The sequence below is a fragment of the Desulfoluna sp. HI9BLuna genome (assembly GCF_056829775.1).
The window spans coordinates 5,368,779-5,391,915 of the sequence record NZ_CP186555.1; the positions used below are offsets into that span (position 1 = coordinate 5,368,779).

Annotated in this window: 18 protein-coding genes; 7 read left to right on the forward strand and 11 right to left on the reverse strand. The window is 57.6% G+C overall.

Annotated features, from left to right (window positions below):
• Both ACOYW0_RS21865 and ACOYW0_RS21870 read right to left on the reverse strand, forming a co-directional pair.
• The gene (locus tag ACOYW0_RS21865) at positions 1–1,620 is read right to left on the reverse strand and encodes a hypothetical protein (RefSeq protein WP_482415874.1); all 1,620 of its coding nucleotides are present in this window, start codon (positions 1,618–1,620) and stop codon (positions 1–3) included.
• 341 nt (positions 1,621–1,961) lie between these two features.
• Positions 1,962–3,479, reverse strand: coding sequence for a hypothetical protein (locus tag ACOYW0_RS21870; RefSeq protein ID WP_482415875.1), 1,518 nt, complete (start codon positions 3,477–3,479; stop codon positions 1,962–1,964).
• A gap of 838 nt (positions 3,480–4,317) precedes the next feature.
• Here ACOYW0_RS21870 and ACOYW0_RS21875 point away from each other — a divergent pair.
• Both ACOYW0_RS21875 and ACOYW0_RS21880 read left to right on the forward strand, forming a co-directional pair.
• Entirely contained in the window at positions 4,318–4,947 is a 630-nt protein-coding gene (locus tag ACOYW0_RS21875; RefSeq protein ID WP_482415876.1) for a methyltransferase family protein, read from the forward strand.
• Positions 4,948–5,074: 127 nt separating this feature from the next.
• Entirely contained in the window at positions 5,075–5,590 is a 516-nt protein-coding gene (locus ACOYW0_RS21880; protein ID WP_482415877.1) for a DUF6125 family protein, read from the forward strand.
• A gap of 40 nt (positions 5,591–5,630) precedes the next feature.
• On the opposite strand, the gene ACOYW0_RS21885 is transcribed toward ACOYW0_RS21880, so the two are convergent.
• Positions 5,631–6,572 carry a YceI family protein gene (locus tag ACOYW0_RS21885; RefSeq protein WP_482415878.1) on the reverse strand — a complete coding sequence of 314 codons (942 nt, stop codon included), beginning with the start codon at positions 6,570–6,572 and terminating at the stop codon, positions 5,631–5,633.
• Positions 6,573–7,183: 611 nt separating this feature from the next.
• Here ACOYW0_RS21885 and ACOYW0_RS21890 point away from each other — a divergent pair.
• The 4 genes from ACOYW0_RS21890 (at position 7,184) to ACOYW0_RS21905 (ending at position 15,581) form a co-directional block, all read left to right on the forward strand.
• Entirely contained in the window at positions 7,184–8,353 is a 1,170-nt protein-coding gene (locus ACOYW0_RS21890; RefSeq protein ID WP_482415879.1) for an efflux RND transporter periplasmic adaptor subunit, read from the forward strand.
• Between the two features lie 161 nt (positions 8,354–8,514).
• On the forward strand, positions 8,515–11,568 hold the full coding sequence (locus tag ACOYW0_RS21895) for an efflux RND transporter permease subunit (RefSeq protein WP_482415880.1): 3,054 nt from the start codon (positions 8,515–8,517) through the stop codon (positions 11,566–11,568).
• A gap of 24 nt (positions 11,569–11,592) precedes the next feature.
• Positions 11,593–13,962 (forward strand): TolC family protein, encoded by a 2,370-nt coding sequence (locus ACOYW0_RS21900; protein ID WP_482415881.1) that lies wholly within the window; start codon positions 11,593–11,595, stop codon positions 13,960–13,962.
• A 23-nt stretch (positions 13,963–13,985) separates the two neighbouring features.
• The gene (locus ACOYW0_RS21905; protein ID WP_482415882.1) at positions 13,986–15,581 is read left to right on the forward strand and encodes a cation:proton antiporter domain-containing protein; all 1,596 of its coding nucleotides are present in this window, start codon (positions 13,986–13,988) and stop codon (positions 15,579–15,581) included.
• Positions 15,582–15,617: 36 nt separating this feature from the next.
• On the opposite strand, the gene ACOYW0_RS21910 is transcribed toward ACOYW0_RS21905, so the two are convergent.
• A complete protein-coding gene (locus tag ACOYW0_RS21910; protein ID WP_482415883.1) occupies positions 15,618–16,031 on the reverse strand; it encodes a winged helix-turn-helix transcriptional regulator in 414 nt (137 codons plus the stop codon).
• 185 nt (positions 16,032–16,216) lie between these two features.
• On the opposite strand from ACOYW0_RS21910, the gene ACOYW0_RS21915 reads away from it, so the two are divergent.
• On the forward strand, positions 16,217–16,831 hold the full coding sequence (locus ACOYW0_RS21915; protein ID WP_482415884.1) for a flavodoxin family protein: 615 nt from the start codon (positions 16,217–16,219) through the stop codon (positions 16,829–16,831).
• Between the two features lie 258 nt (positions 16,832–17,089).
• Here ACOYW0_RS21915 and ACOYW0_RS21920 read toward each other — a convergent pair whose 3' ends face one another.
• The 7 genes from ACOYW0_RS21920 to ACOYW0_RS21950 form a co-directional block, all read right to left on the reverse strand.
• Positions 17,090–17,959 carry a DMT family transporter gene (locus tag ACOYW0_RS21920; protein WP_482415885.1) on the reverse strand — a complete coding sequence of 290 codons (870 nt, stop codon included), beginning with the start codon at positions 17,957–17,959 and terminating at the stop codon, positions 17,090–17,092.
• 250 nt (positions 17,960–18,209) lie between these two features.
• Positions 18,210–18,530, reverse strand: a complete 321-nt coding sequence (locus tag ACOYW0_RS21925) for a DoxX family protein (protein WP_482415886.1) — start codon at positions 18,528–18,530, stop codon at positions 18,210–18,212.
• A 35-nt stretch (positions 18,531–18,565) separates the two neighbouring features.
• A complete protein-coding gene (locus ACOYW0_RS21930; protein WP_482415887.1) occupies positions 18,566–18,784 on the reverse strand; it encodes a hypothetical protein in 219 nt (72 codons plus the stop codon).
• Entirely contained in the window at positions 18,781–19,953 is a 1,173-nt protein-coding gene (locus ACOYW0_RS21935; RefSeq protein ID WP_482415888.1) for an FMN-binding protein, read from the reverse strand. Before ACOYW0_RS21935 ends, ACOYW0_RS21930 begins: the two co-directional genes overlap by 4 nt.
• Before the next feature lie 13 nt (positions 19,954–19,966).
• Positions 19,967–20,269, reverse strand: coding sequence for a hypothetical protein (locus tag ACOYW0_RS21940; RefSeq protein ID WP_092212969.1), 303 nt, complete (start codon positions 20,267–20,269; stop codon positions 19,967–19,969).
• A gap of 92 nt (positions 20,270–20,361) precedes the next feature.
• Positions 20,362–22,044 carry a 4Fe-4S dicluster domain-containing protein gene (locus ACOYW0_RS21945; protein WP_482415889.1) on the reverse strand — a complete coding sequence of 561 codons (1,683 nt, stop codon included), beginning with the start codon at positions 22,042–22,044 and terminating at the stop codon, positions 20,362–20,364.
• Positions 22,045–22,057: 13 nt separating this feature from the next.
• Entirely contained in the window at positions 22,058–22,999 is a 942-nt protein-coding gene (locus tag ACOYW0_RS21950; RefSeq protein WP_482415890.1) for a tetratricopeptide repeat protein, read from the reverse strand.
• Between the last annotated feature and the right edge of the window lie 138 nt (positions 23,000–23,137).

The window sequence follows — 23,137 nt, forward strand, 5'->3', positions numbered from 1 at the left end:
TCATTTCCCCTCGAATACGTGGTCTTTAAGGGCCGCCTGACGCTCCGCCGCCTCCTTGCTTTTCTCCTCGGCCTCTTTCTGGGCGGCCTCGTTGGCTTTCTGCGCCTCTTCGGCCTTGGTATATTTATCGTCTTCGGCCTTGAGCTTGTCCGTCAGGTCAGCCAGCTCCTGGGTCAGCTCCTCTTGGGTCTTTTTCAGGTCCGGGTCGTCGGGTTTGGACTTGAGCTTTTCCTCCACCTCTTTGAGCTGCTGGTTTTTGGTCTCCATGGAGGCGCTCGTCTCCTGCCGGGCCGTGCCCGCTTCGGCGATGGTGGCCTGGATGGTTCCCGCCTCCTGGGACAGAAGGTGTTGCTTTTTCTCCAGAAGCACCTGGTCGGTGACCGTCTGAAGGTAGCCCGGGCCGCCTGAGACCTCTTCGGTCAATTTTGCAAGGCGCTCCTTGACCATCTGGGACTGAAAGAGGGTGGCCACGCCCGAGACCTGAATCCGGGTAACCAGGTCCGTAAAGCCCGGTTCCGGGGCGATGAGGCTTACGCCGGTCTTGGTAAGGGCCGAGGCCACCGAGTCCATGACACCGTCCTGCATGGTTTTGTTCAGGTCGGCAACCGAGGTGTCAAAGGGCGTGTCCATGGCCGACAACTGGCGGTTTACCGAGTCGGCAACGGCCTTGTCCACGGTGGTGGGCTCAAAGGACCAGTCCACTTTCTCGGACATGTCCCGGACCTTCTTCTCAAGGGGGGAAAGGACCTCCAGCTGCTCGGGCAGGGGCACGAGTTTTTTGCTCTCGGGCTGGTCGAACTGTGCATTGTAGGTGAGGTCGTCCATGGTGTAGGCCTGGCGGACCACGGGGTTGCCGCCTTCCAGGATCTGGTAGCCCGAGGCCCGGCCCTGGGGCTCCACGTCCAGAACCATCTGGCCCTGGTCGCACCGGAAAATCGTATTGAACCCGCCGATCTCCCGTGCTGAGGAAACCTGGATGCACGGCAGGTCAAAGGTTTCGAAGGCGGCGTTGCCCACGGCCCGGGTAAAGCTGTAGTCTTCGCCCAGGTAGAGGTCTTCCAGGCTGCGCCCCTTGACAATGTCCGCCCCTTCCTTGAGCATGTTTTTGTAGATCAGCTGGGGATAGCTCATGGGGTCTGCCGTGAATCGGAGGTTCAGCCCGTCCTGGGTCTGGTTGAAGGTGTAGAGAAAGACGCTGCGGAGGTTCCCTGCTGTTTCCATCTTGGCTTCCGGGGCCTTACCCGCCTCGTAATGCATGTACTCCACCGGGGTCTGGGGATCCAGGGGCGTATCCGTGAGGGCCTGGGTCATGTAGTGCTTCATCTCGGCAAAGGTAAAGTCCTTGTCGAACAGGAAGTCGTTGGAGGTATACAGGCCCTGGCTGCCACCCCCTTTGCCGTCGGTGCCGGTCCAGCGGTTGTTGTCTTTGCTTAAGGGCTGCCAGACCTTGAGCACCTCGTTCCACAACTGAGGCCGGTCTGCGATGTAGCTGCCGTAGCGGTAGACAGCATCGCCTTTGGTAAACGAGACCGTGCGACTCGTGAGCGGGGTTTGCTTGAAGACGGTTTTGGCCATGTTGAACGCCAGATCATACAGCAACACTTCAATGGGTTTGGGCATGGGAATTCTCCTTAGCCCGGACATTTCATGAGAAAACAGCTGTCTCAAAGGGAAATCATATGGTTTTAAGGCCTACAGCAAAAATGTCAGCTATTTTGAACGTGCAACATGTAAATCAGCGCTTGCTGTTTGATTTTCTCATCCTTCGGGCGAGCCGGGTGCACTCATCTGCTGCGTTATCAGAGTCTTGAGGTGGAAAACCACATCTACAGCTCTGATGCCTTGCACATGAGGGCACCCGACTCGTGAAATATCCGGGCAATGTTGGCGGCCCGGCATGTGCCGGGCCCGTTGGGTTGAAGCCGCGTCCCGCCTCTGTTGATCTGCGGGGATGAGCAGGGCTATTTTGCGTTGACCTGTCCCACAAGCAGAAAGTCCTTGGGGGTTTTGACACCGGCCGAGGCATCAAAGTTGATCATTGTCTCGCCGGGGGCCAGCAGGTTGGTCTCCATGAGAAAGTTCAATCCCTTGAGGTCCAGGGAGAGGCTTTTGGGCATCTCAAGGTGGTCGCTCAGGTTGTCGTAGAACGAGGGGTGGGACTCCATGCAGCCCACCAGGCGTTTCCAGAAACTGCAGCTGTCGTTGCTCAGCCCGACGTGGATGTCTTTGGGGGTGATGGAGATGGCGGCGATGCTGATTTCGTCGGTGGTGGTGTCCAGGCTGATGGAGCCGCCGTTCTGTTCATAGGAGAGGGTCACGTCGACCCCGCCCCAGTGGTTGGAGGACGACTCCCCGAAGGAGGAGCTTTCGGACCAGGAGGTGTCGGCCGAAGCCTGCCAGTTCAGGGAGACGCTGCCGTCTGCGATCTGCATGCGGATGGGATGGTCCTTGAAGTTGATGTCAAACCCCTTGTAGTAGTGGCTGCCGAAGAACCAGTGGCCCGAGTCGTCCTTGGCAAGGACCTCCAGGTCCTTGCTTACATTGCAGGCAATGCCCTTGGGAACCGACTCATAGGCCACCGTATAGCCTTCATCCTGGAGTTGTTTGGTGATGTAGCTGGTGGTGAGGAGCTGGTAGCCCAGGATGAGGCTGGCGGTGAAACTTTCCGGGATGGGGAGCATCTCTTTGGTGCCCGGTTGAAAGGAGGGGTTGCGGTTGCCCGGGGGGTTGCCGCTCTCCTTCACCTGGATGTAAAGGCTCAGAATACCGGTTTCCCCGTCTCCTTCCGAGGCAAAGACAAAGGATTTCGGTGTGAGCAGCACGCTGCCCTGGGAGGCTTTGTCGTTGTTTACCTGGGCCAGGGCGTAGTCGATCTCCGTGACATGGTAGGTAAAGTAGCTCTCCACGGCGTCGACGAACTGCGGGTTGATGATGGCCTTCAGGGATGGATCGGGCTCGGGCATGATCTTGAACTGGGTGCCCTTTTCATTGGCAAAGTGGAGGATTACGTGGCTCTGGCTGGTTTTGTCGTCGTCGAAGGTGACGATGTCTCCCTTGGATGAGACCTTTCCGGTATCCCCCGTGACCGCAGCCAGGGGGACATACGCGTCCACGGTGTACGTATTTTTGGGGAAATCGGCTGTCCTGAAAGGTTTCTCCTGGCCCTTCAGGTAGATGCTGTACGTTCCGCCGGTGATAAGCATGGTGAGGTTGGCCTGGTCTGAGCGGCCGGCGATGAATTTCAGGGTGGGTTTGCCGAGAAAGAGGTCGTATTTCACCGTAAAGGGCTCCCCTGTCAGGGGATCGTCCTCCTGGACATCGAAGTGCATCTCCGTGACGAGTTTCTTTTTTGCGTAGGCTGTGGCGAGAAAGTCGTTGAGCTGTTTCGTGGTGTAGGAACAGACCATGTCCCAGTTGTTGGTTGAGGAGCTGCCGTTCATGGCGTTGACCAGGTTATCCATTGTCGGGTAGGTACTCATGGAGCCTCCTGAGGATTGTGAGTTGGTGTTACGTAATGAACGTTTTATGACGACGATATGGTGTTGATGAGCTGTGCGATGTAGGTATGTCTTGAATGGTAACTATCTGTAACAGTATTTAATTTGGGCTTTTTAGGGCTGGGCGTCTGCATCTGTACGACGTGGTGTCGCGATTTTTATAACATGACTGAGATGTAGGGCAGGACGCCCATGCATCAAGTCCGAAGGATGAGAAAATCGATCAGAAATCGGAGTATTACATTTTGCATTTTAGAAATGTATACACTCTTCTCAGTAACCATATGTAATGACATCTAAAATCATTTTTGGCATGGTCGCTTATTCATGAAATATCCGAGTAAGGCGTGTTGCTATTGGATAACAGAGGGCTGAGGTGTTCGTGGGATGGGGACAGTACGGTGAGCATCTCAGCATTTTAATGCTTTGAACTATAGGGATTGTTTTGCTTTTTGCCAAGGGAAAAAAGTATCCTTGTCTTTCAGGCGACAAACGCTCCCGTTACCTTTCTTTCCGTGTTTTTCCGACCCCACCGATTCGGCCTTGGAAGGCTCTCGCTTTAAGGGCCGTCTCCCACAGTGGTAAGCCCGGTTTTTTTGTTGAAATATGGCTGTGAATATCGTAATTTTATTCTCATATTTAAATACGTAGAATCAGTCGGTTGAGGCAGGCTATCAGGCGCCACAGACTTGTCAGCTGGGGCGAAGTCCCCTTTTTTGATTGGTGTGCTGTTTTTTTAGTAAGGAGAAGGTTGTTGTCGCAAAAATTGAACAAAGATGGCGTAAAGTATCTGTTGGCACCCGTTCGATGGAACATTCTCATGGGTGTTGTTTTTTTTCTTGTGGCCGGGCGATGGGATATTGCCAGGGCCTGGTTGGCCTTCGGCATTCATATTGTCGGAGCCGTTTTCGGGGGGTATTTGATGTTGCGGTTCGCACCGGAGCTGGCCAACCAGAGGGCGGAAGCCAGGGAAGGGACCAAGGGCTGGGACAAACTCATCCTCCTTTCCTACTTCCTGCTGTTGATCGTCTGTATCCCCGTGGTGGCGGGGCTGGAGATCGGACGGTTCGGAGGCGTCCAGATGGAAGGGCTCAGTTGCGTTGCCGGGATCGCATTGTACCTTGGCTTTTTTCTGCTGTTTTACTGGGCCATGCTGGTCAATAAACACTTTGAAGGGACGGTCCGTATCCAGACGGATCGGGATCATAAAGTGGTTACGCGAGGCCCCTATGGCGTTGTCCGGCATCCCGGGTATGTGGCCATGGTGCTGGTTTGTCTGGCCGACCCCTTTATCATCGGTTCGAAGCTGGCGCTGATCCCCGGTGTCGTTGCCATTGCGGTAACGGTGCTCCGCACCTTTCTGGAGGACAGGATGCTTCAGGAAGAACTGGATGGGTATGCCGAGTACGCAACCAGGGTGAGGTACCGGCTGATTCCCGGGGCCTGGTAAGTCTATTTCGCGTTGCGAACCCGGGCTTTTACATCACTTTTCGTTTTTCGGAACCCTGGGCGCACCGGGTGTAGTCCCAGGCCGTTATCATCTTCCATAGGTTCGCTTCGGGGGCAAAGGAGGCCATGTGAGATCCCTTGACGAGATGTCGACGAAGGAGACGGTGGAGCTGCTCAACAAGTGCTGGATGACCCACGACGGCATGTGGTTTTTTCATTGCCTCAACACATTTGGGATTGAGGCAACAAACAAGCTTAACAAAGAGGCGATTAGGTCCCTTTCATCCGTTGAAATTAACCGGCTCAAACAGGTCCTGGGCATCAATGGACCGCTGGATCGCTGCGATGACTTTTTAACGTTTTTTAAAGAAGCATCCACGGTAATGATCCCTGACTTTATGCAGGTCCGTTTTGGTTACCCCGGTGAAAACACCCTCACATGGGCGTTTCCTCAAGGGGAGTGCTTTGCCTATAAGGGCGTAAAACGGCTAGGCGCCATCGACCGGTATGAATGCGGGGTGCTTTACAGAATCAAGTGCTGGCTTGACGAACTCGGCATTGCTCACCGGTTCAATCCGGAGTGCGGGCTGTGTCTGATGCATCATCACGGATCATGCGCAGGGGAGATCCGGTTGTTTGTCTGAAGCGCTTGCAAGGTCTCCGACTGCAACTTCATTCCCCGACTTACGTCTGGCTTTTTTGTGCCACGATACGGATCTCGAAGCTGATGGGATCGAAGACAAGGTGCATGCCCAGGTGCTCGAAAAATCGTGAAGAGCCGTAAAGAACATGCCACCGGGTTCGGTCCAGGTCGAAATGGGCCTCGGCAGCCAGGCGGCCCCCTTCCTCCGGTGTGACGGTGGCCGTAAAGGAGAGGGGGGCCGTGATTCCTTTCAGCTCGAGTTTTCCCTGGATGTCGCAGTTTGGGACGCTCAAGTACGGATCCGGCACAGGGGTCGCCTTTTCAATGGTAAACCGGGCCGAGGGAAAGCGGCTCGTGAAGAAGAAGTCATCGGACTTGAGGTGGGCCTCAAGGACCTCCTGCAGTTCGTCCCCTTCCAGATTGATGTTGGCGATGGAGGCCATGTCGATCTCAAAGCTTCCTGTGACGGTCCCGCCTTCGGCCTTCAAAGTGCCCGAAGAAAGCCTCACTCCCCCGTGATGACGGTTTGACGGGTTCCTGCCGACCCACCGGATCGAGCTTTCGCCCGTGTCCACACCATAGGTCCCGTCGGCAATGAAAAGACGCGACGGCGGAGCATCTGCCATCTCCGGCGCCTCCCCCTCCAAAGGAAATCCTGCGGCGTTCCACGCCTCGATTCCCCCGGACAGGACATGAAGGTTTCTGTACCCTTCGCTGTGAAGTTTTCGGGCGGCTGTATCCGCGTCCAAGGAACGGTGGCTGGAGCCGTAAAGGACGATAACGGCATCCGGGTCTTCGGTAACGGCGCGAACCTGCTCCAGGAAATTCACCTCAAACACCGATGCCCGGGCAGCCCGGGGAAGGCGGACCTTTGCAAAGTGGTCTTCGGTGAGGGTGTGAAGCAGGCAAAACGGTTTCTCCTCATCCATCCAGCGGGAGAGCGTTTCCGGTGACAAAACCTCGTAAGGGCGGGTGTCGGTCATGACGTCTCCTTGTCTCTGTTTCGTTTGTTACGATTCAGGTCGCCTTCTGTCGGTCGAATCAGGGGGCAACGAAGGGCTGAACCGTTACGTATGGTGTTTTACGGCAAGGCGGAGTTGTACCTGGGATGGTGGTGTAATTGCCTTGAAATACCTTAAATGTTTGTAACTGAGACACGTTGTTGATATATTCATCGCATGATCTCATGATTGGGTCATCAATCTCTACCAACCATGGCGCCCCATGACGTTCGTCGCAATTCGGGGAGGGGTGTCGGGCCCGCGAATCGGGCTGCGGGGATAATCAGAGCGCGTTTCGTGGCTTACCGATTCGCGTAGGTACTGATCGTCACCGACTCCTAAACGGCCTGCGATAACCTGCACGTCGACTTCAGGAACTGTTTGAAATCCCATATGTATTTTATATATCACACCACCGGGGTCCCTGCACTCCGAAAAGGGTCTCTGCGGGTGGCGTGGTACAGGTGCAGAGGGCCTGTTTCCGGGGCGTTTGATAAACGATGATTTTTACACCACATCGTTTACCTGTAGTGGATCCATCGTTTCGTTTTGAATAGCTGTTCGTAACTGATCAACATTAAAACGGGGACAATATGGAATCAAAAAAAAGAGACAGGGGCCTGGTATCTGGCCTGGCTCGGAGGGTGCCCCTGGGCACGGGGCTCATGGTTCTGGCGGCCGTTTTGTTGCTGTCCTGCGGCAGGAGGGGCGAGGAAGAGCCCGAGCCGGAGGTGGTGCGCCCGGCAAAACTCTTTCGCGTCTCGTCAGCTGTTGAGGAGAACCTCCGGGAGCTTCCGGGTAGGGTCAGGGCGAGCAGGCGGGCAGACCTTGCGTTTCAGGTGTCCGGTCCGTTGACCGCTTTTCCCGTTGAAGAAGGTGACCCCGTGAAAAGAGGTGCGGTGGTGGCGCGGATCCTTCCCAGGGATTTCAAGACAGCCCTTGCCACGGCCAAGGCCAACGAGCTGGAGGCCATGCATCAGTATAACCGTTACAAGGACCTCTACATCAAAAAGCAGGTCTCCAAGGCCGATTTTGACAGGGCCAAGCGGGAGTACGACGTGGCCAAGTCAGATGTGACCAACGCAGAGAACGCATTGAAGGATACCTATTTAAGGGCCCCCTTTACAGGGGTCATTGCCCGGCGGTACGTGGAGAATTTTCAGGAGGTTCGCGCCAAGGATCCCATTGTCAGCCTTCAGGACGTTTCGGAATTGGAGATTGTGGTGGATGTGCCCGAAACCCTCATGGCCAGGGTGCGGAACAAGTCCAAGGGGGCCGTTGTTGCCGAAGTGGAGTTTTCCGCCATGGCCGGTGTCAAGCATGACGTCACCCTCAAGGAATTTTCCACCGAAGCGGATGATCAGACCCAGACCTACCGTGTTGTCCTTGCCTTGCCGGCACCCAAGGGAGCCAACATTCTTCCCGGCATGACGGCCAAAGTGGTCGGAAAGAGTCAGTCCGCAGAAGAGGAAACTGAGGACAACGGCAGCGAGGAGGCGGTGGAAGGCCTGAAGGGTATAAAGGTGAAACAAGGCTTTCTCGTGCCTGTCAATTCCGTCTTCGCAGATGAAGCCGGTCGCGAATTCGTTTGGGTTGTCGCTTCGGGCAACATGACTGTGGAGATGCGTGAAGTGAAGGTCGGCAGCGTGTCGGGGAGCAGCATTATTGTCCTTGAAGGGCTTGAAGCCGGTGAAACGATTGTCTCCGCCGGTGTCAATTACCTTCAGTCCGGAATGAAAATCAGGGAAATGAAGGCCAACTAACCCGGCTCGCCCGGAGGGTGAGAAAATCGAGTCGAGAACTGAGGGTTACATTCTGAATTTCTTGAATAACGAGGCTTTTCATACTGACGCGCCAATCACAGCCTGATTGCTTTGATGTGATCGTTTTCTCATGAAATATCCGGGACAGGAGGCTGGTATTTATGAACATCGCAGAACTCTCCATCGAAAAAAAGACCGTCACACTGGTGATCTGTTTTTGTATTGTTGTGGGAGGTATCCTTGCCTATTCCGGGTTGGGGCGCCTTGAAGATCCAGAGTTTACAGTAAAAAATGCCGTTGTCCTCACCCCGTACCCCGGGGCCACCCCCATGGAGGTAGCCGACGAGGTCACGGATCGTATTGAGACGGCCATCCAGCAGATGCCCCAGCTTGATTATGTGGAGTCCACCTCCCGGGCCGGAGGGTCCATCGTGACGGTGACCATCAAGGATCAGTACGACAAACATACCCTTCCCCAGGTCTGGGACGAGCTGCGGCGCAAAGTGGGGGATATTCAGTCCCAGTTGCCTCCGGGGACCCATCCCTCCATTGTTAACGACAGCTTTGGCGACGTCTACGGTGTTCTCCTTGCGGTTACCGGCGAGGGATACTCCTATGAAGAGCTCAAGGAGTACATGAAGTTTCTGAGAAAAGAGCTCCTACTGGTGCCGGGTGTGGCCAAGATTACCCTCTGGGGGCTACAAGACGAGGCGGTCTTTGTGGAGATTTCCCGCGCGCGCATCGCCCGCCTTGGCATCGGGCTGGACAGCATCTATTCCGCCTTGAAGGATCAGAACCTTGTGGTGGAGTCGGGTTCGGTGAAGGTGGGACCCGAGTATATCCGGATCAACCCCACGGGCAGCTTTGACTCGGTTGAGGATATCGCCAACCTCCAGGTGAGGGATCCCGAATCGGATCGGGTCATTTATCTCAAGGATGTTGCCGACGTGAAGCGAGGGTACGTCACGCCGCCGTCCAGGGTACTCCATTTCAACGGAGCCCCGGCCATCTCCATCGGTATTTCCGTGGTACCGGGGGGCAACGTGGTCAACATGGGAGAGGCGGTTAAGGCACGACTTGCGGAGCTTGAAGACCAGAGGCCGGTGGGCATGGAGATGGGTGTCGTCAACTTCCAGTCCGATGATGTCTCCAAGGCGGTGAACGGGTTTGTGAGCAACTTTATCCAGGCGGTCCTTATTGTGGTGGTGGTGCTTCTGCTCTTTATGGGGCTTCGGAGCGGTCTTCTCATCGGTGTGGTCCTGGCCCTGACGGTTCTTGCTACCCTGGTGATCATGAAAGTACTGGCCATCAATCTGGAGAGGATCTCCCTGGGGGCCCTTGTCATCGCCCTGGGCATGCTGGTGGACAATGCCATTGTCATCACCGAGGGGATGCTCATACGCATTGAGTCGGGTATGAATCGCATCAAAGCGGCAAAGGAGGTGGTGGACCAGAACCTCTGGCCCCTGTTCGGTGCCACGGTCATTGCGGTGCTGGCCTTTGCGGCCATCGGTGTCTCCCAGGACTCCACCGGGGAGTACTGTCGCTCCCTGTTTCAGGTGATGCTCATCTCCCTTATGAGCAGCTGGGTCATCGGCATCACCATTACCCCGCTTTTCTGTACCATGTTTCTCAAGAGCAAGGTCAAGGACGGGGAAGAAAATACGGGAAAGGAACCGTATCAGGGCATCATTTTTGTGGGTTACAAAGCCTTTCTCACGTTATGCATCAGATGGCGATGGGTCACCATGGTGGTTATGACCGGCTTGCTGTTTCTGGCCATCACCGGGTTCGGCATGTTAAAAAACAGTTTTTTCCCGGAATCCACGCGGCCGCAGTTCATGATCAACTACTGGCTCCCGGCAGGGACCGATATTCGGCAGACCACGGCAGACATCGCCAAGATCGAAAAGCGTCTTCTGGAGGACGAGCGGGTGGTCTCCACGGCATCGTATATCGGCGAGGGGGCTCCCCGGTTCATGCTCACCTTTAACCCGGAGACCTCCAGGGACAAAGGCTTTGGCCTGATACTCGTTTCCGTTAATGACTACAAGGTAATCGGGGACCTTATCAAAGAGTACCTGGTCTATTTAAGCGATGAGTTTCCGGAAGCCCAGCCCATTTTGGAGAAGTTCAAGCTCGGCCCGTCCAGCGGTGCCGTGGAGGTGCGGTTCAGCGGGCCGGATCCCGTTATTTTACGGCAGCTTTCAAATCAGGCCAAAGATATCCTGCTGGCCCATCCGGATACCTATGCAGTGAGGGACGACTGGCGGCAGCGGGTGAAGACCATCCGGCCCCAGTTCGACGACACCCGTGCCCGGCTGGCGGGTATTTCGCGGTCCGATCTGGCCCGGGCCCTGGAGATGAACGTCACCGGGACCACCATGGGCATTTACCGGGAGGGTGATGAGCTGATCTCCATCATCGCGCGGCAGCCCGAAGAGGAGCGCCTGGACGTGGAAAATATCCGGAGCCTTCAGGTGTGGAGCCCGGCCACGCGGAAAACCGTTCCCGTGTATCAGGTGGTGTCCGATTTTACGACGGACTGGGAAGACTCCATGATCTATCGTCGGGACCGGAAGATGACCATCACCACCAAATGCGAGAACAAGCCCGGGATCCTTGCAAGCTCCATCTTAGGGGACGTCAAGACCAAGATCGAGGCCATTGAGATCCCTCCGGGGTTCTCCATGGAGTGGGGCGGTGAATTCGAAGACTCTGCCAAGGCAAGGGAGAAACTGGCCGGTTCCATGCCCGTCACCTTCATGCTGATGGTGCTCATCGTGATTATGCTTTTCAACTGCCTGAGACAGCCCCTGATCATCTGGCTCACCGTACCCCTTGCGATTATCGGGGTCTCCATGGGGCTCCTTATATTTGACCTGCCCTTTGATTTTATGGCCCTGCTGGGATTTTTGAGCCTTACGGGCATGATGATCAAGAGTGCCATTGTTCTCATTGATCAGATCAACATCGAGCTGGGCGGGGGCAAGGCCCCTTACATGGCGGTGGTGGACTCGGCGGTGAGCAGGATGAGGCCGGTGTGCATGGCTGCCATCACCACGGTTCTTGGCATGATTCCGCTGTTGCCAGATGTCTTCTTCAGGGCCATGGCCGTGACCATCATGGCCGGCCTCAGCTTTGCCACGCTTCTGACCCTCATTGTTGTTCCGGTTCTTTACGTCATTCTCTACAAGATCCCTTCCCAGGGATGAACCCTATATGCCGGGAGTTCAACCATGACACGTACATCCACCTGTTTCGTCATCATGCTGGTCACGCTGCTCACCCTGGCTTCCTCGGCAGTGGCCCTCACGGGGCTTCCCGTTGCCCGCATTGGGATCGTGACCGACGGGCCCTGGGCCAGGTATCCCGATTCTCTCGAGGTGTTCAAGGAGGAAATCATCACCCTGGCTGAAGGGGAGTTCGATATCCGCTTTCCGTCAAACCGAATCCTGGACGGGGGGTGGAACGCCGGGGCGGTTATCTCCGCCCTGGATACCCTCCTTGAGGCGCCGGACGTGGATCTGGTCGTGGCCCTGGGGGTTGTGGCCAGTAACGAAGCCTGTCGCCGCAGGAACCTGAAAAAACCTGTTATCGCTCCTTTCATTGTGGATGACAGGCTCCAGGATCTTCCCTTCAAGGATGGGACCAGCGGTGTGCGAAACCTCAACTACATCAACGTGCAGAAGAGTATCTCCAAGGAGATGAAGACCTTTACGGACATCGCACCGTTCAAAACCCTCACGGTTATTGCCGATCAGTTTGAAATCAATGCGCTTCAGGACATCACAAAGCATATAACGGCCTATGAGGAGGAGCACGGCCTTGGAATCAAGCTTATCGCTTATGACGTCAGCGCCGAGAAAACCTTGGAAAAGCTCACCCCTTCAACCGAAGCGGTGTTTGTGACCTCCCTGCTTCGCATGCCCCCGGACGAGTTTGAAAAACTGGTGGCGGGGTTCATCGACAGGATGCTGCCCAGCTTTTCCTTCTGGGGCATGGCCGATGTGGAGACCGGGATCCTGGCGACCATGACCCCCAAATCGAATATTCAGCACCTCTCCCGAAGCGTTGCCGTTAATGTCATGGAGGTGCTTCGCGGGAAAAACGCCGGGGATCTCCCTGTCTTCTTCAGCCGTGGGCAGAGCCTGACCATCAACTGGGCCACGGCAAAGGCCATTGAAGTCTACCCGAAGTGGGACATCATCACCGGCGCGGAGCTTCTCAACAACACCGTCGAGGGCGTGGGAAGGCGTCTGACCCTTGAGGGGGCCGTCACCGAATCGGTGCGTGCCAACCTCGATTTGAAAGCACTGGACAGGGCCGTGGCCTCAGGCATGGAGGATGTTAAGAAATCACGGGCCGACCTGTTGCCGCAACTGGGGCTCGGATCAGAGGCCAGAATCATTGACGACGACAGGGCAAAGGCGGCCCAGGGCCAGAGCCCGGAAAAGACATGGTCCGGTTCCATAACCGGCAGCCAGGTCATTTATTCGGACAAGGCCTGGTCGGCCTATACGGTGTCGAAACAAACCCAGAAAGCCCTTGAGGAAGATCGGGAGACCCTTAGGCTTGACATCATCAACAGCGCTGCCGTAGCCTACCTCAATGTGCTCAGGGCCGAGGCGGTCCTCAACATACAGACCGATAACCTCAAGCTGACCCGTGCCAACCTGGAGCGGGCCAAGGTCCGTGTTTCCGTGGGAGCGGCAGGCCCTGAAGAGGTGTACCGCTGGGAGAGTGAGCTGGCCAACCGTCTCCAGGACGCCTTGAATGCGGAATCCTCGCTTCTTGACGCCAGGAGTGAGATGAACCGCATCATGGACCGGCCTTTGACCGAGGGCTTTGCCCCTGCAGAGGCGGGGATCAGGGACCCGGTCTCCGTGGTGGGCGAACCCCGTATTTTTCCTTATCTCGAGACCCCCCGGAAGGTTCGTGTCCTGAGTGATTTTTTTCAGGAGGAGAGTCGGGTCAAGGCCCCGGAACTCAGGGCCATCGATGCCCAGATTGCCGCACGCATGCGGGTGCTGACTGCGGCCAAGAGAGAGTTCTGGCTCCCCACCTTTGAACTTGTCGGCAACGTCACCGAGGTTTTTGACAAAAGCGGTGACGGCACTGAGTTCCCCCCCACCACCCCCGAAGTCCCGGATGATACCAACTGGACCGTGGGGGTCACAGCATCCCTGCCCCTGTTCAGCGGAGGCGAAAGATCGGCCGAATTGAGGCAGGCAAGGGAAGAGATCCAGCGGCTCGGCAGGGAGCGCGAGGCTGCGGCTGCACGCATCAGCCAGAGGGCTGTTGTGGCCATGAACCGCGTCCGGGCTTCCTATCCGGGGATACGCCTTTCCAGGGACGCGGCCGCATCCGCGGCCAACAACCTGCAGCTGGTGACGGACTCCTATGTCCGGGGCGTGCTGTCCATCATCGATCTGCTCGACGCCCAGAACCTTGCCCTTGTGGCCGAGCAGCAGGCAGCCAATGCCGTTTATGATTTTCTCACGGACCTCATGGAAGTGCAGCGATCCGTGGGCTCTTTTTTTCTTTATGCCGATGAGACCGAGCGAGATGTCTGGTTCGACCTGATTGAATCCTATTTCTCCCAGTGACTGTAAGATAAGGATTGAACTCCATGGACCCTGTTGTCCTTACCGTGGCCTTTGCGTTGGGCTATCTGATGTATCGCCTGGGGCTGCCTCCCCTGGTGGGTTTTTTAATGGCCGGGCTGTGCCTCAGCGGTGTAGGGTATACCTCCACCCCCATGCTTGAGGCCGCCTCGGATGTGGGCGTGACCCTGCTTCTGTTTACCATCGGCCTGAAACTGAGGCTCAGGAACCTTGCAAAGCCGGAGGTGTGGGCCGGTGCGTCTCTGCACATGGCCCTCACCGTGGCGACCATGGGAGGGGCCCTGTTCTGCCTGGGGTACTCCGGGCTGCGTTTTTTTCTTGCAATCGACATGCAGACCGCGCTGCTCCTGGCCTTTGCCCTGAGCTTTTCCAGCACCGTCTTTGCCGTCAAGATCCTTGATGAGCAGGGGCGCATGGACTCCCTCAACGGCCGCACGGCCATCGGCGTGCTCGTGATTCAGGATATCCTGGCGGTCATCTACCTGACGGCGGCAACCGGTAAGGTGCCCTCTGTGATGGCCATTGGGGTCATTGCGCTTCTTCCCGTGGTGAGAAAGGCCTTTCTCCTGGTGATGGACCGCATCGGCCACGGGGAGCTGATGGTGCTTTTCGGCCTGTTTGCCGCCCTCATCGCAGGGGCACATACCTTTGACCTGGTTCGGTTGAAACCGGATTTAGGGGCTCTGATCCTGGGCATGCTCATGGCGCCGCACCCCCGGGCCAAGGAGATGGCAAACGCCTTGATGAGCATCAAGGACGTGTTGCTTGTGGGTTTTTTCCTTGATATCGGGCTGAGAGGCATTCCGGGGGCTGCGGGGTTTGCCGCCGTCGGCATCCTGGTGGCCCTGCTTCCCCTTAAGATGGCCCTCTATTTTCTGGTCTTCACCCGGTTTCGCCTAAAGGCCAGGACCTCCTTCATGACCATGGCAAACCTTTCCAATTACAGTGAGTTTGGCCTCATCGTCTGCTCCCTTGCCGCATCCGTGGGCAAGCTGGATCCCCGGTGGCTGGTGGTGATGGCCATTGCCCTGTCCGTCTCCTTTATCCTGGCATCGCCTTTGAATACTTACTCGGACCGGCTGTTTGACCGTCTGGCCGACATGTTGAAGCGGTGTGAGACCTGCGAGCGTCATCCCGAGGAAACCCCGTATGAGCGGAAATCGGCGGACATTGTCGTTATCGGTATGGGACGGACCGGGGTGGGGGCCTACGACTGGTTTCGGGGGAAGTACGGCGAGGTCGTTCTGGGGATCGATTACGACAAGGAGACCGTTGCAGGCCATGAAATGCAGGGGCGGAGTATCGTCCAGGCCGATGTAACCGATCTCGATTTCTGGCGGCGCCTTCCCACTCCGGACGGGCGGGTGAGGCTTGTGGTGCTGGCCTTGAATAATTTCGAATCCACCCTTTCCGCCATTCAGAGATTCAAGCAGTTCGGATACACAGGTGCTCTGGCGGCCGTGGCCCGCTATGACGACGAGGTGGAGAGGTTGAAGGAGGCCGGGGCTGATGTGGCATTGAATGTCTTTGCCGAGGCCGGGGCTGGCCTTGCAGCCCATGCCGTGGGAAGCCTCGGGTCACCGGAGCAGGGACCGGCCTGATACGCTGAACGGCCCCTGTAACGGCTTATCGGATTCCTACAGGGCGAGCAACTCCGGGGGCTTGGCGCATTCAAACCCTTCATCTTCAAACAGGCCTTCGCCACCCAGGTGCTTCTCGTAGTCCACGCCCCACTGCCGCATGTGCTGGAGGATGGGGATGATGGTGTATCCCAGGGCGGTCAGCGAGTACTCGACTCTGGGGGGAACCTCCCGGTAGACTTCGCGATGCACGAGGCCGTCGGCCTCAAGTTCACGGAGCTGCTTGGTCAGCATGCGCTGGGTGATCTCCGGGATGCTGCGGGTCAGCTCCCCGAAGCGCATGATCTGCTCCAGGGCCAGGTGATTGAGAATAATGGGCTTCCACTTGCCTCCGATGACAGAAAGTGTCAACTCGAAGTAGCATCGGTATGATTTTCCCTTAAGCTCTTTGATCCTGCAGGGTTCGGGCATGGTCGGTCTCCAAAGGTATCTTTTTTGTAAGTATAGCACAACAAATACCGTACTTGCGAAAACTGTTTCCCTTATGGATAGTGCACCTGTCAGGAACGGTCAAGGGATGTATCCCTTGATAACGTGAAACCATTGAGGAGGGGGCTTCGGTCGTCCCATCCATGAATCCACAAGGAGAGACAGCTATGTATGCCATTGCAGTCAACGGAAGCCCCAGAAAGGGTGGAAACACGGAAACGCTTTTAAATCATGCAATAGAGCCACTTAAAGCCGCGGGTTGGGAGACCGAGATGGTCCGTATCGGCGGGAAACCCATGCGGGGGTGCACCGCCTGCGGTTCCTGTTTTGAGAAGAAGGACGGCCTCTGCATCCTGAAAAAGGATAGCTTCAACGAGATCATGGCCAAAATGGTCCGGGCCGATGCCATTATCCTGGGCTCTCCCACCTATTTCACCGATGTGACGGCTGAGCTCAAGGCCCTCCTTGATCGCTCCGGCATGGTGGCCCTGGCCAACGACAGGGCCTTCCGGGGAAAGATCGGAGCTGCGGTGGTGGCCGTACGACGGGGTGGCGCCACCCACGTCTTTGATACCATCAACCACATGTTCATGATGTCCCAGATGATCGTGCCCGGTTCCACCTACTGGAACCTTGGCCAGGGCTTGAACAAGGGCGACGTGCTGGAAGACGCCGAAGGGCTGGCCAACATGAAGAACCTGGGAGAGACCATTGCCTGGCTGGGGAAAGCGACGGCGCCTCATAAAGAGAGTTTTCCGCAGACCCTTGAATTTTTCGGGTAGGCAGTCCGCCTCTGAGTATTGGCCAACTTATCTGGAAACAGACGAAACTCCGAGACCTGCAGGGAGCACTCCGTGCACCAAGATGGCGGCCTTCCATCCTTCTCTGATACCCCATAACGCCAAGAGTTTTGGTTCCCCGGGCATGGTCCAGAGAGTTCACCCTACGGGCTGAGGGCCTCACAGCACGATGTCATTGAGGATAGAGCATGATCTGTTGAAACCATTCAGCTTTCTCGTCCCGTTTGATCCTCCACGCGTTTACCGCTCCGGCGCCAGGATGGTGAGGAGCACCCCGGTGAGGATGAGGACGCTGCCCCCGTATCCCAGGACCCCCAGGGTCTCGTTCCAGAGAAGCCAGGCAAAGAAGGTGGCCACCACGGGTTCCAGGGTGGCGGTGAGGACGGCTCGGGTGGGGGCCAGGGTGCGCAGCCCCAGGTAGTAGAAGCTGTTGGCGCTGTAAGAGAAGAAGGCCAGGAGCAGGAGCTGGAACCAGATGACGGGCGTTTTGGGGGTGAACTCCACAAAGGGAAGAAGGCCCAGGATACCCGTGGGAAGGATCCAGAAGAAGAGGGTATACGGGGCGTAGGTGCCCGAAAACATCTTGCCGATGATGTAGTAGAGGGAGTAGCAGATCCCTGCGGTGAGCCCCCAGAGCACGGCCGTGGCAATGGACTCACCGGCCATGGGGCCGCCGTCGAGGCAGATGCCCCAGACCCCTGCCACGGCAAGGGCCATGGCGATGCTCTTGATCAGGGTCATGCGTTCCCCGAAGAGAAAAAAGGAGAAGAGAGCGACCCAGAAGGGAGCGGTGTAGAGCAGCACCGAGGCCAGGGCTGCCCCGCCCTTGTCGATGGCCATCATGTTGGCGGCGTAGAAAAGGGAGATGCCCACGAAGCCGAAGGCAAAGAGGACGGGCAGGTCTTTTTTCTTTGCCGCCATCTGTCGTTTGGCGGCGGCATGGGTACCGAACATGATCCAGGTCAGAAGGGCTCGGAAAAAGCCCGCCTCAATGGGAGAGACCCCGGCGGCAAAAAGGTACCGGGAGACCGGGCCCAGGAGTCCCCAGAGGAGGGCGGCTCCAAAGATAAACAGATAGCCTTTGAGGCTGGGTGAGGTGAGCTTGGGCACGGGGGCTCCTTTGTCTGGATCTGATGCGGACCCGCGTCAGCGGATAAGACCAACGTGTCGCCATGGGCAGAGCCGTGACGCGAGATCAAGCTTTACGGCCCTTTGTGTGCCATGTCAAGGGCTGTCCGGGAAAGACCCAGGGTTAACGCATTTAAAAAATCAGTTGCCTCCGGCAGGGCCGCCGGAGGCAAAAATCTAAATGCGGTAACACTGAAGGAAGACCCCTGTAAAAGGGGAGCTGTCCTTATGGTTACAAGGTCCCGGCCATGATCACGGCGCCCAGGATGAGCACCACCAGGGCAGGGGCGCTCTGAGTCGGCTTATGCCGGGCTTTGACGTGGGCGCCCACGGCACCGATCATGGTCACGACCAGAAGAGCCGATGCCGCCAGGGTGAGGGCCTCTATCTGAAGGCCCATGGCGATGCACACCTCCAGGCCGCCGATGAGGGGCATGGCATGCTTGGGCAGGCCGAACTCTTTGAACTGATCGGTCAGGGGCTTGGCGCCCAGTAGTTTAGCAACACCGGCCATGAGGATCAGGGCGGAGGTGATGAGTTTGACGATGGTCATGGGTCGTCTCCTGTGACGGGGCGTGACGGATCCGGCTATCCGTCCTTGTTCCCTTCATTGGCCTTGAGAATGCTTTCAAGGCTGATCTGTTTTTTGTTGGTTTCCGGTTTGGCCTGTGTGTCGGTGCTTCGGACATAGAGCACGAAGCCCGTCTTTTTCCCTGCGGCCTCTTCCCATTTGGGAACCAGTTCCAGAAGGCTTGCGGCCAGAAAGGCCAGAAAGAGGATTGCCGTTGCAATGCGTCGAAAAGTCATGGGGCCTCCTTGGGGCGTACATCCTGTCCGGCGCGACGGCGCCATTGGCTGCGGACAAACCCGATATAGTCAAACAGAGCAGTGACCGGGCAAAAGAGTCGGCACCAGGGCCGCTTGACCATGAGGGAGCCGATGACCACGGCCAGGGTCATGGCAAAGAGGGCATCGGAACCGGTGAAGTTAAAGGCCATGCCAAAGGGCTCGAAGTTCGCCTGGGAAGGGTTCCGGAAAAAAAGGGCGGCGCAAAGGGCTGCAAGGGCCACAAGTCGTGCCGACCAGGTCATCCATGGGGTCCGCCTGGGTGGTGAGCAGCCCGTCATGCGTCCCAGCCCTTCCTGAACCGCGCCAAAGGGACAGAGGATGGCGCAGTAAAGGTTTTTGCGGGTGAGGAGAAAGACCGCAACCGCTAAGGCCAGGCAGACCAGGGCGGCGTAGGACGCAAGGCCCTGTGTCCAGCCGCCGGAGATGAGCAGGTGCACGGTGGCAAGGGAAAACTGGGTGCTGTAGAGGACGCCCAAGAGCAGGGTCGAGACCGTCAACAAGGCGGCCCGGCCCTTTTTTTTGGACCAGGGGAAGCGGTGTCCGGCCACGAAGAGGGCGCAGCCGAAGAGCAGCACGATCACCATGCTTTTTATGAGCTCTTTTGGGTTCACCGGGCCGGTAGCGCCTTGGGCGGGCATGGGCTTACCCGTGCGGGCGGCGGTAATGCGGGCTGCTGCCTCCCTGAGCCCTTCCAGGATCGCCGTGGAGGAGATGGTGGCCCCGGAGACAGCGTCGACGTCGGGGAGCGTGTCCAGCGTGCTGCCCGGAAAGGGATCAAGGAGCCCGCTATCCACCACCCTGGCCAGGTAGGTGGCGGTGTCGGTGCTGTTGAGGATGGCTACATGTCGGATGGTTCCTTTCTCATCGGCTGCCAGGGCCACCTTCAGGGGGCCACCGTAGCTTGGGCGGCTTGCCAGGGCGATATGCAAGGGGGCCTCCGGCGCGTTGCGCTGTTCAGCCCGATACAGCTGGTCGCTTACCAGCGAGATGTTTGTGAGTGTGTTTGAGATGTTCCGGATGTGCGCCGTGGCAGACTCCTGGAGCCTGGCCCTCCCCCCGGCCCAGGCCAGGATAAGGACCAGGAGGGAGAGGATGGCGGCTGCACGTTCCATGTGCTGTTTTTGCATGAACAGGTGTTCCTTATGCCTTTTTCTTGAAAACAAAGAGCTTGAGCATCACCGTGCCTGCGATGATGTGGGGGAGCCCCAGAAAGCCGATGAAATAAAATCCGGCCCTGCGTTCGTATTCTCCGGCCAGGGTGAAGCCGCCGGCAACCACGGCGCAGAAAGAGAGAAAGCAGCCGTACATGAGCAGGGTCTGCCACCAGGGAACCTGTCTTCCGCTCTCTTTCAACCAGGTGTTTGCGCTTAAGATGATGATCACCTGCATGGCCCCCATGACCATCCAGAAGAGGTAGTTGAGTATCGTTGATCCGGGAAACATCGTTTTTTTCCTTTCAGGATTTTGGTGCGTCGTTTGGTTGCCTGCCGAAAGCAGCCCCTATGGCAAGGGGCCTGCCTTCGGTCGATGCTCTCTTACTCCATGCCGTGGTATTGCCAGGTCCGTTCGATTTCAAAGAAGTCGTCGCTTCGCATCCACCAGGGCGCTTTGTGGTAGTTGGCCTCTTTGCCGCCGTCCCAGTCCGACTTGAACTCTTCGGCTTCCGGGTACTTGAAGAAGTTGGTCTGCATGGCAAGGAGACCCTTGGAGACCAGATGGGTGGGGTCCCGGGGTTCCAGCTCCCGGGAGATGGTGTGTATCCATGTGTTCTTGCGGGAGTATGGGCACAGACCGATGCAGACCCGGCACCCGAGGCCGTCGCTGGTGGGACCGCTGCACCACTGGAGGTGGCACTTCTCTTCATCCAGGCGCCAGCGCTTGAAGCCCCGTATGACGGTTTCCGGCATGTCGCTTTTGGAGATGGCCCCGGAGGGGCAGGCATCCGCGCAGATTTTGCATTGCATGCAGAAGTCGGCCATGCGCACGCTGATGGGCTTGTCGTATTCAAACTCGATGTCGGTGATGACTGCGGCGGGTCGGAAGTTGGCCCCGAGCTCCGGCACCATGACCACACCGGCCCGGCTGTATTCGCCCAACCCCGCGAGCTGGACGTACGGGCTCATCATCACCTCGTAGTGATGGCCCGGGAACTGGGCACGGGCGGGGTAGCCCAGCTCCTGGATAAACCGCTCCAGAAGGCCGGAGGTGCACCGGGACCGAAAATAGGCGTCAAAGGAGGTGGAGTACCCCACGGCGGCGTACGTGCTGTCCCAGTACATGGGGACTCCGAAGACGATGATGCTCTTCCAGTGCCCGGGGACCTTGTCGCCCCAGCTGTCGTGGCCCTGGTTGGGCATGCCGCGCATGAGTCCCTTGAACATGAAGCGGGGGTCGAATTTGGTGATCCCCACCAGGGACATGCCGTACATGTGGGCCATGCGCTTGATGAGCTTGGTGGCGTGCTTGGGGGACTTGAACTTCAGGGGCTCCTTTCGCCAGATATGGCGGTAGTCCCACTCCTCCGGGGGCACGGGGACGCCGGTCTGCTCGTATTTTTCCGCGGGGTCTTCGGGAACCGTGGAGCCGTATCGGTTGTACATGCCGGTGTCCCGGAAGGACGCGTTGTAGGCGTCGGCAATGGCGTAGCGCCTGTGCTTGCCCGCTTTCCACGCTTCGGCCCGGATGACGCTGTTTTCAAGGGCCTTCATCATGGTCTCGAACTCTTCCTTGGGCCGGCTGCGGTAGTAGTCTCCCACCGGGCCGGGCAGGGCTTTGAGGCCCTTGTCGGGCGTCCAGGTGCCCTCCTTGATGTAGCCCATGATGACCGCCTTACGCTGGAAGAGATACTCGGTCCAGTCCGGGCGCTCCACCTTGCCCACGGGCTTGAAGAAGGTTGGCAGGTCTGTTCTGAAGGGCTCGCGGTTGAAGAACATGTCACCGCCCTGGTAGGTGCGGTTGTAGCCTGTGTAGGCGTCGTCGGAGCGGCCGATGGCAAAACCGGCGGCACCGGCGCCCCCCACCGAGGCCACGGCCGCGGTGAGGCCGCCTATTTTAAGGAAGCCGCGGCGTGAAAAACCGCCCGGCTCTTTTTCGGACGGCTCCTTGCCTTTTGGGGGCGGGGCAGCTTCTTCGGTCTCTTCCGGCTCCAGGTAGTCCGGTTTGGCGGTGAAGTTGGCCGGATCGTTGATGATTTCAAGGGCATCTTTTTCATTGGGCATGGGATTGGCTCCTTCAGTCCTGTGGACGGTCTTTATGGAAAGGCTCCTGTGGATCCAGGGCGCTTTTGAAATCGGGAAAATGGTCGAGGACGCATCGGACATAGGGGGGCGCTTTGTCGGGCTCCGTTTCCATGAGGACTCTGGCCCGGTTCACCAGAAATTCCCGTGCGTCGAAGTCGATGAGGGCCATGTCGATATGGCTTTGGGCCGCCTCAACGGGTTGGCCCAGTGCCAGCAGGGCGTCTCCTTTCACCCGCAGGGCTGTGAGCTCCGGCCCGAAGGCTTCGAGCATGTGCTCGCACAGGCAGATGGCCTCTTCGTGCCGGCCTGCGTGGAACAGGCAGATGGCAAGCCCCCGGCTGGACTCCGGGTGGTCGGGGTTCAGGGCCGAGGCCTTGTGAAAGTAGGGGAGGGCAGCATCGGTTTTTTCCAGGTGGAGAAGGCATTCCCCTGCCCAGAAATGGGCCCCGGCATAGTCGGGGGACAGGACCACGGCCCGCTCAAACAGGGGCAGGGCTTCGGCCACCCGGCCGGTCAATGCATGGCAGAGGGCAGCGTTGTAGGTGGCCCCCCCATGGTCGGGCTCTTTTTTAAGGATGGCCTCGTATCTTTCCAAGGCTGCTTCAAATTCTTCCTCATACAGGGCGATGTTGCCCCGGTTGTATGCGGCCCTGAGGTTTTCCGGGTCAAGGGAGACGGCGGTGTCAAGGTGCGTGCGGGCTTTGCCTATCTCTTCCTTTTGAAGCCAGGACAGGCCCATCTCGTTGTGGAGCCTTGCCAGCAGGCGCGTGTGGTCTTTTGTCTGCGGGATCTCTTCAATCCGTTTCTCCAGAAAAACCCGGAGTGATTCAGGGGGCTCTGTGCGTTTGAGTTTCCCTATGGCTTCCTCTATGGCCTCTTCCGACCACAGGGCTGGCTTCAGGGGAGGGCGGTTATGTGGCATGGCCGTTGACATGGGTGTCTCCTTGACTGGCGTGTGTGTGGAATGCGGCAACTCGACCGGCTTTTTAGGGATAGCAAGGGGTGTGCCAAAAGGCAGTGGCTTGAAATGACAGGGAATGTGGATTCGAGGGAGATGTTGCGTTGGTAAATA

Excerpts from the sequence above, each read along its gene's own strand:
- ACOYW0_RS21945 (WP_482415889.1), bottom strand. The coding sequence starts at position 22,044 with ATGCCCAATGAAAAAGATGCCCTTGAAATCATCAACGATCCGGCCAAC.
- ACOYW0_RS21890 (WP_482415879.1), top strand. The coding sequence starts at position 7,184 with ATGGAATCAAAAAAAAGAGACAGGGGCCTGGTATCTGGCCTGGCTCGG.
- ACOYW0_RS21925 (WP_482415886.1), bottom strand. The coding sequence starts at position 18,530 with ATGACCATCGTCAAACTCATCACCTCCGCCCTGATCCTCATGGCCGGT.
- ACOYW0_RS21910 (WP_482415883.1), bottom strand. The coding sequence starts at position 16,031 with ATGCCCGAACCCTGCAGGATCAAAGAGCTTAAGGGAAAATCATACCGA.
- ACOYW0_RS21885 (WP_482415878.1), bottom strand. The coding sequence starts at position 6,572 with ATGACCGACACCCGCCCTTACGAGGTTTTGTCACCGGAAACGCTCTCC.
- ACOYW0_RS21935 (WP_482415888.1), bottom strand. The coding sequence starts at position 19,953 with ATGCAAAAACAGCACATGGAACGTGCAGCCGCCATCCTCTCCCTCCTG.
- ACOYW0_RS21930 (WP_482415887.1), bottom strand. The coding sequence starts at position 18,784 with ATGACTTTTCGACGCATTGCAACGGCAATCCTCTTTCTGGCCTTTCTG.
- ACOYW0_RS21940 (WP_092212969.1), bottom strand. The coding sequence starts at position 20,269 with ATGTTTCCCGGATCAACGATACTCAACTACCTCTTCTGGATGGTCATG.
- ACOYW0_RS21915 (WP_482415884.1), top strand. The coding sequence starts at position 16,217 with ATGTATGCCATTGCAGTCAACGGAAGCCCCAGAAAGGGTGGAAACACG.
- ACOYW0_RS21875 (WP_482415876.1), top strand. The coding sequence starts at position 4,318 with ATGGGTGTTGTTTTTTTTCTTGTGGCCGGGCGATGGGATATTGCCAGG.
- ACOYW0_RS21895 (WP_482415880.1), top strand. The coding sequence starts at position 8,515 with ATGAACATCGCAGAACTCTCCATCGAAAAAAAGACCGTCACACTGGTG.
- ACOYW0_RS21905 (WP_482415882.1), top strand. The coding sequence starts at position 13,986 with ATGGACCCTGTTGTCCTTACCGTGGCCTTTGCGTTGGGCTATCTGATG.
- ACOYW0_RS21950 (WP_482415890.1), bottom strand. The coding sequence starts at position 22,999 with ATGTCAACGGCCATGCCACATAACCGCCCTCCCCTGAAGCCAGCCCTG.
- ACOYW0_RS21870 (WP_482415875.1), bottom strand. The coding sequence starts at position 3,479 with ATGAGTACCTACCCGACAATGGATAACCTGGTCAACGCCATGAACGGC.
- ACOYW0_RS21865 (WP_482415874.1), bottom strand. The coding sequence starts at position 1,620 with ATGCCCAAACCCATTGAAGTGTTGCTGTATGATCTGGCGTTCAACATG.
- ACOYW0_RS21900 (WP_482415881.1), top strand. The coding sequence starts at position 11,593 with ATGACACGTACATCCACCTGTTTCGTCATCATGCTGGTCACGCTGCTC.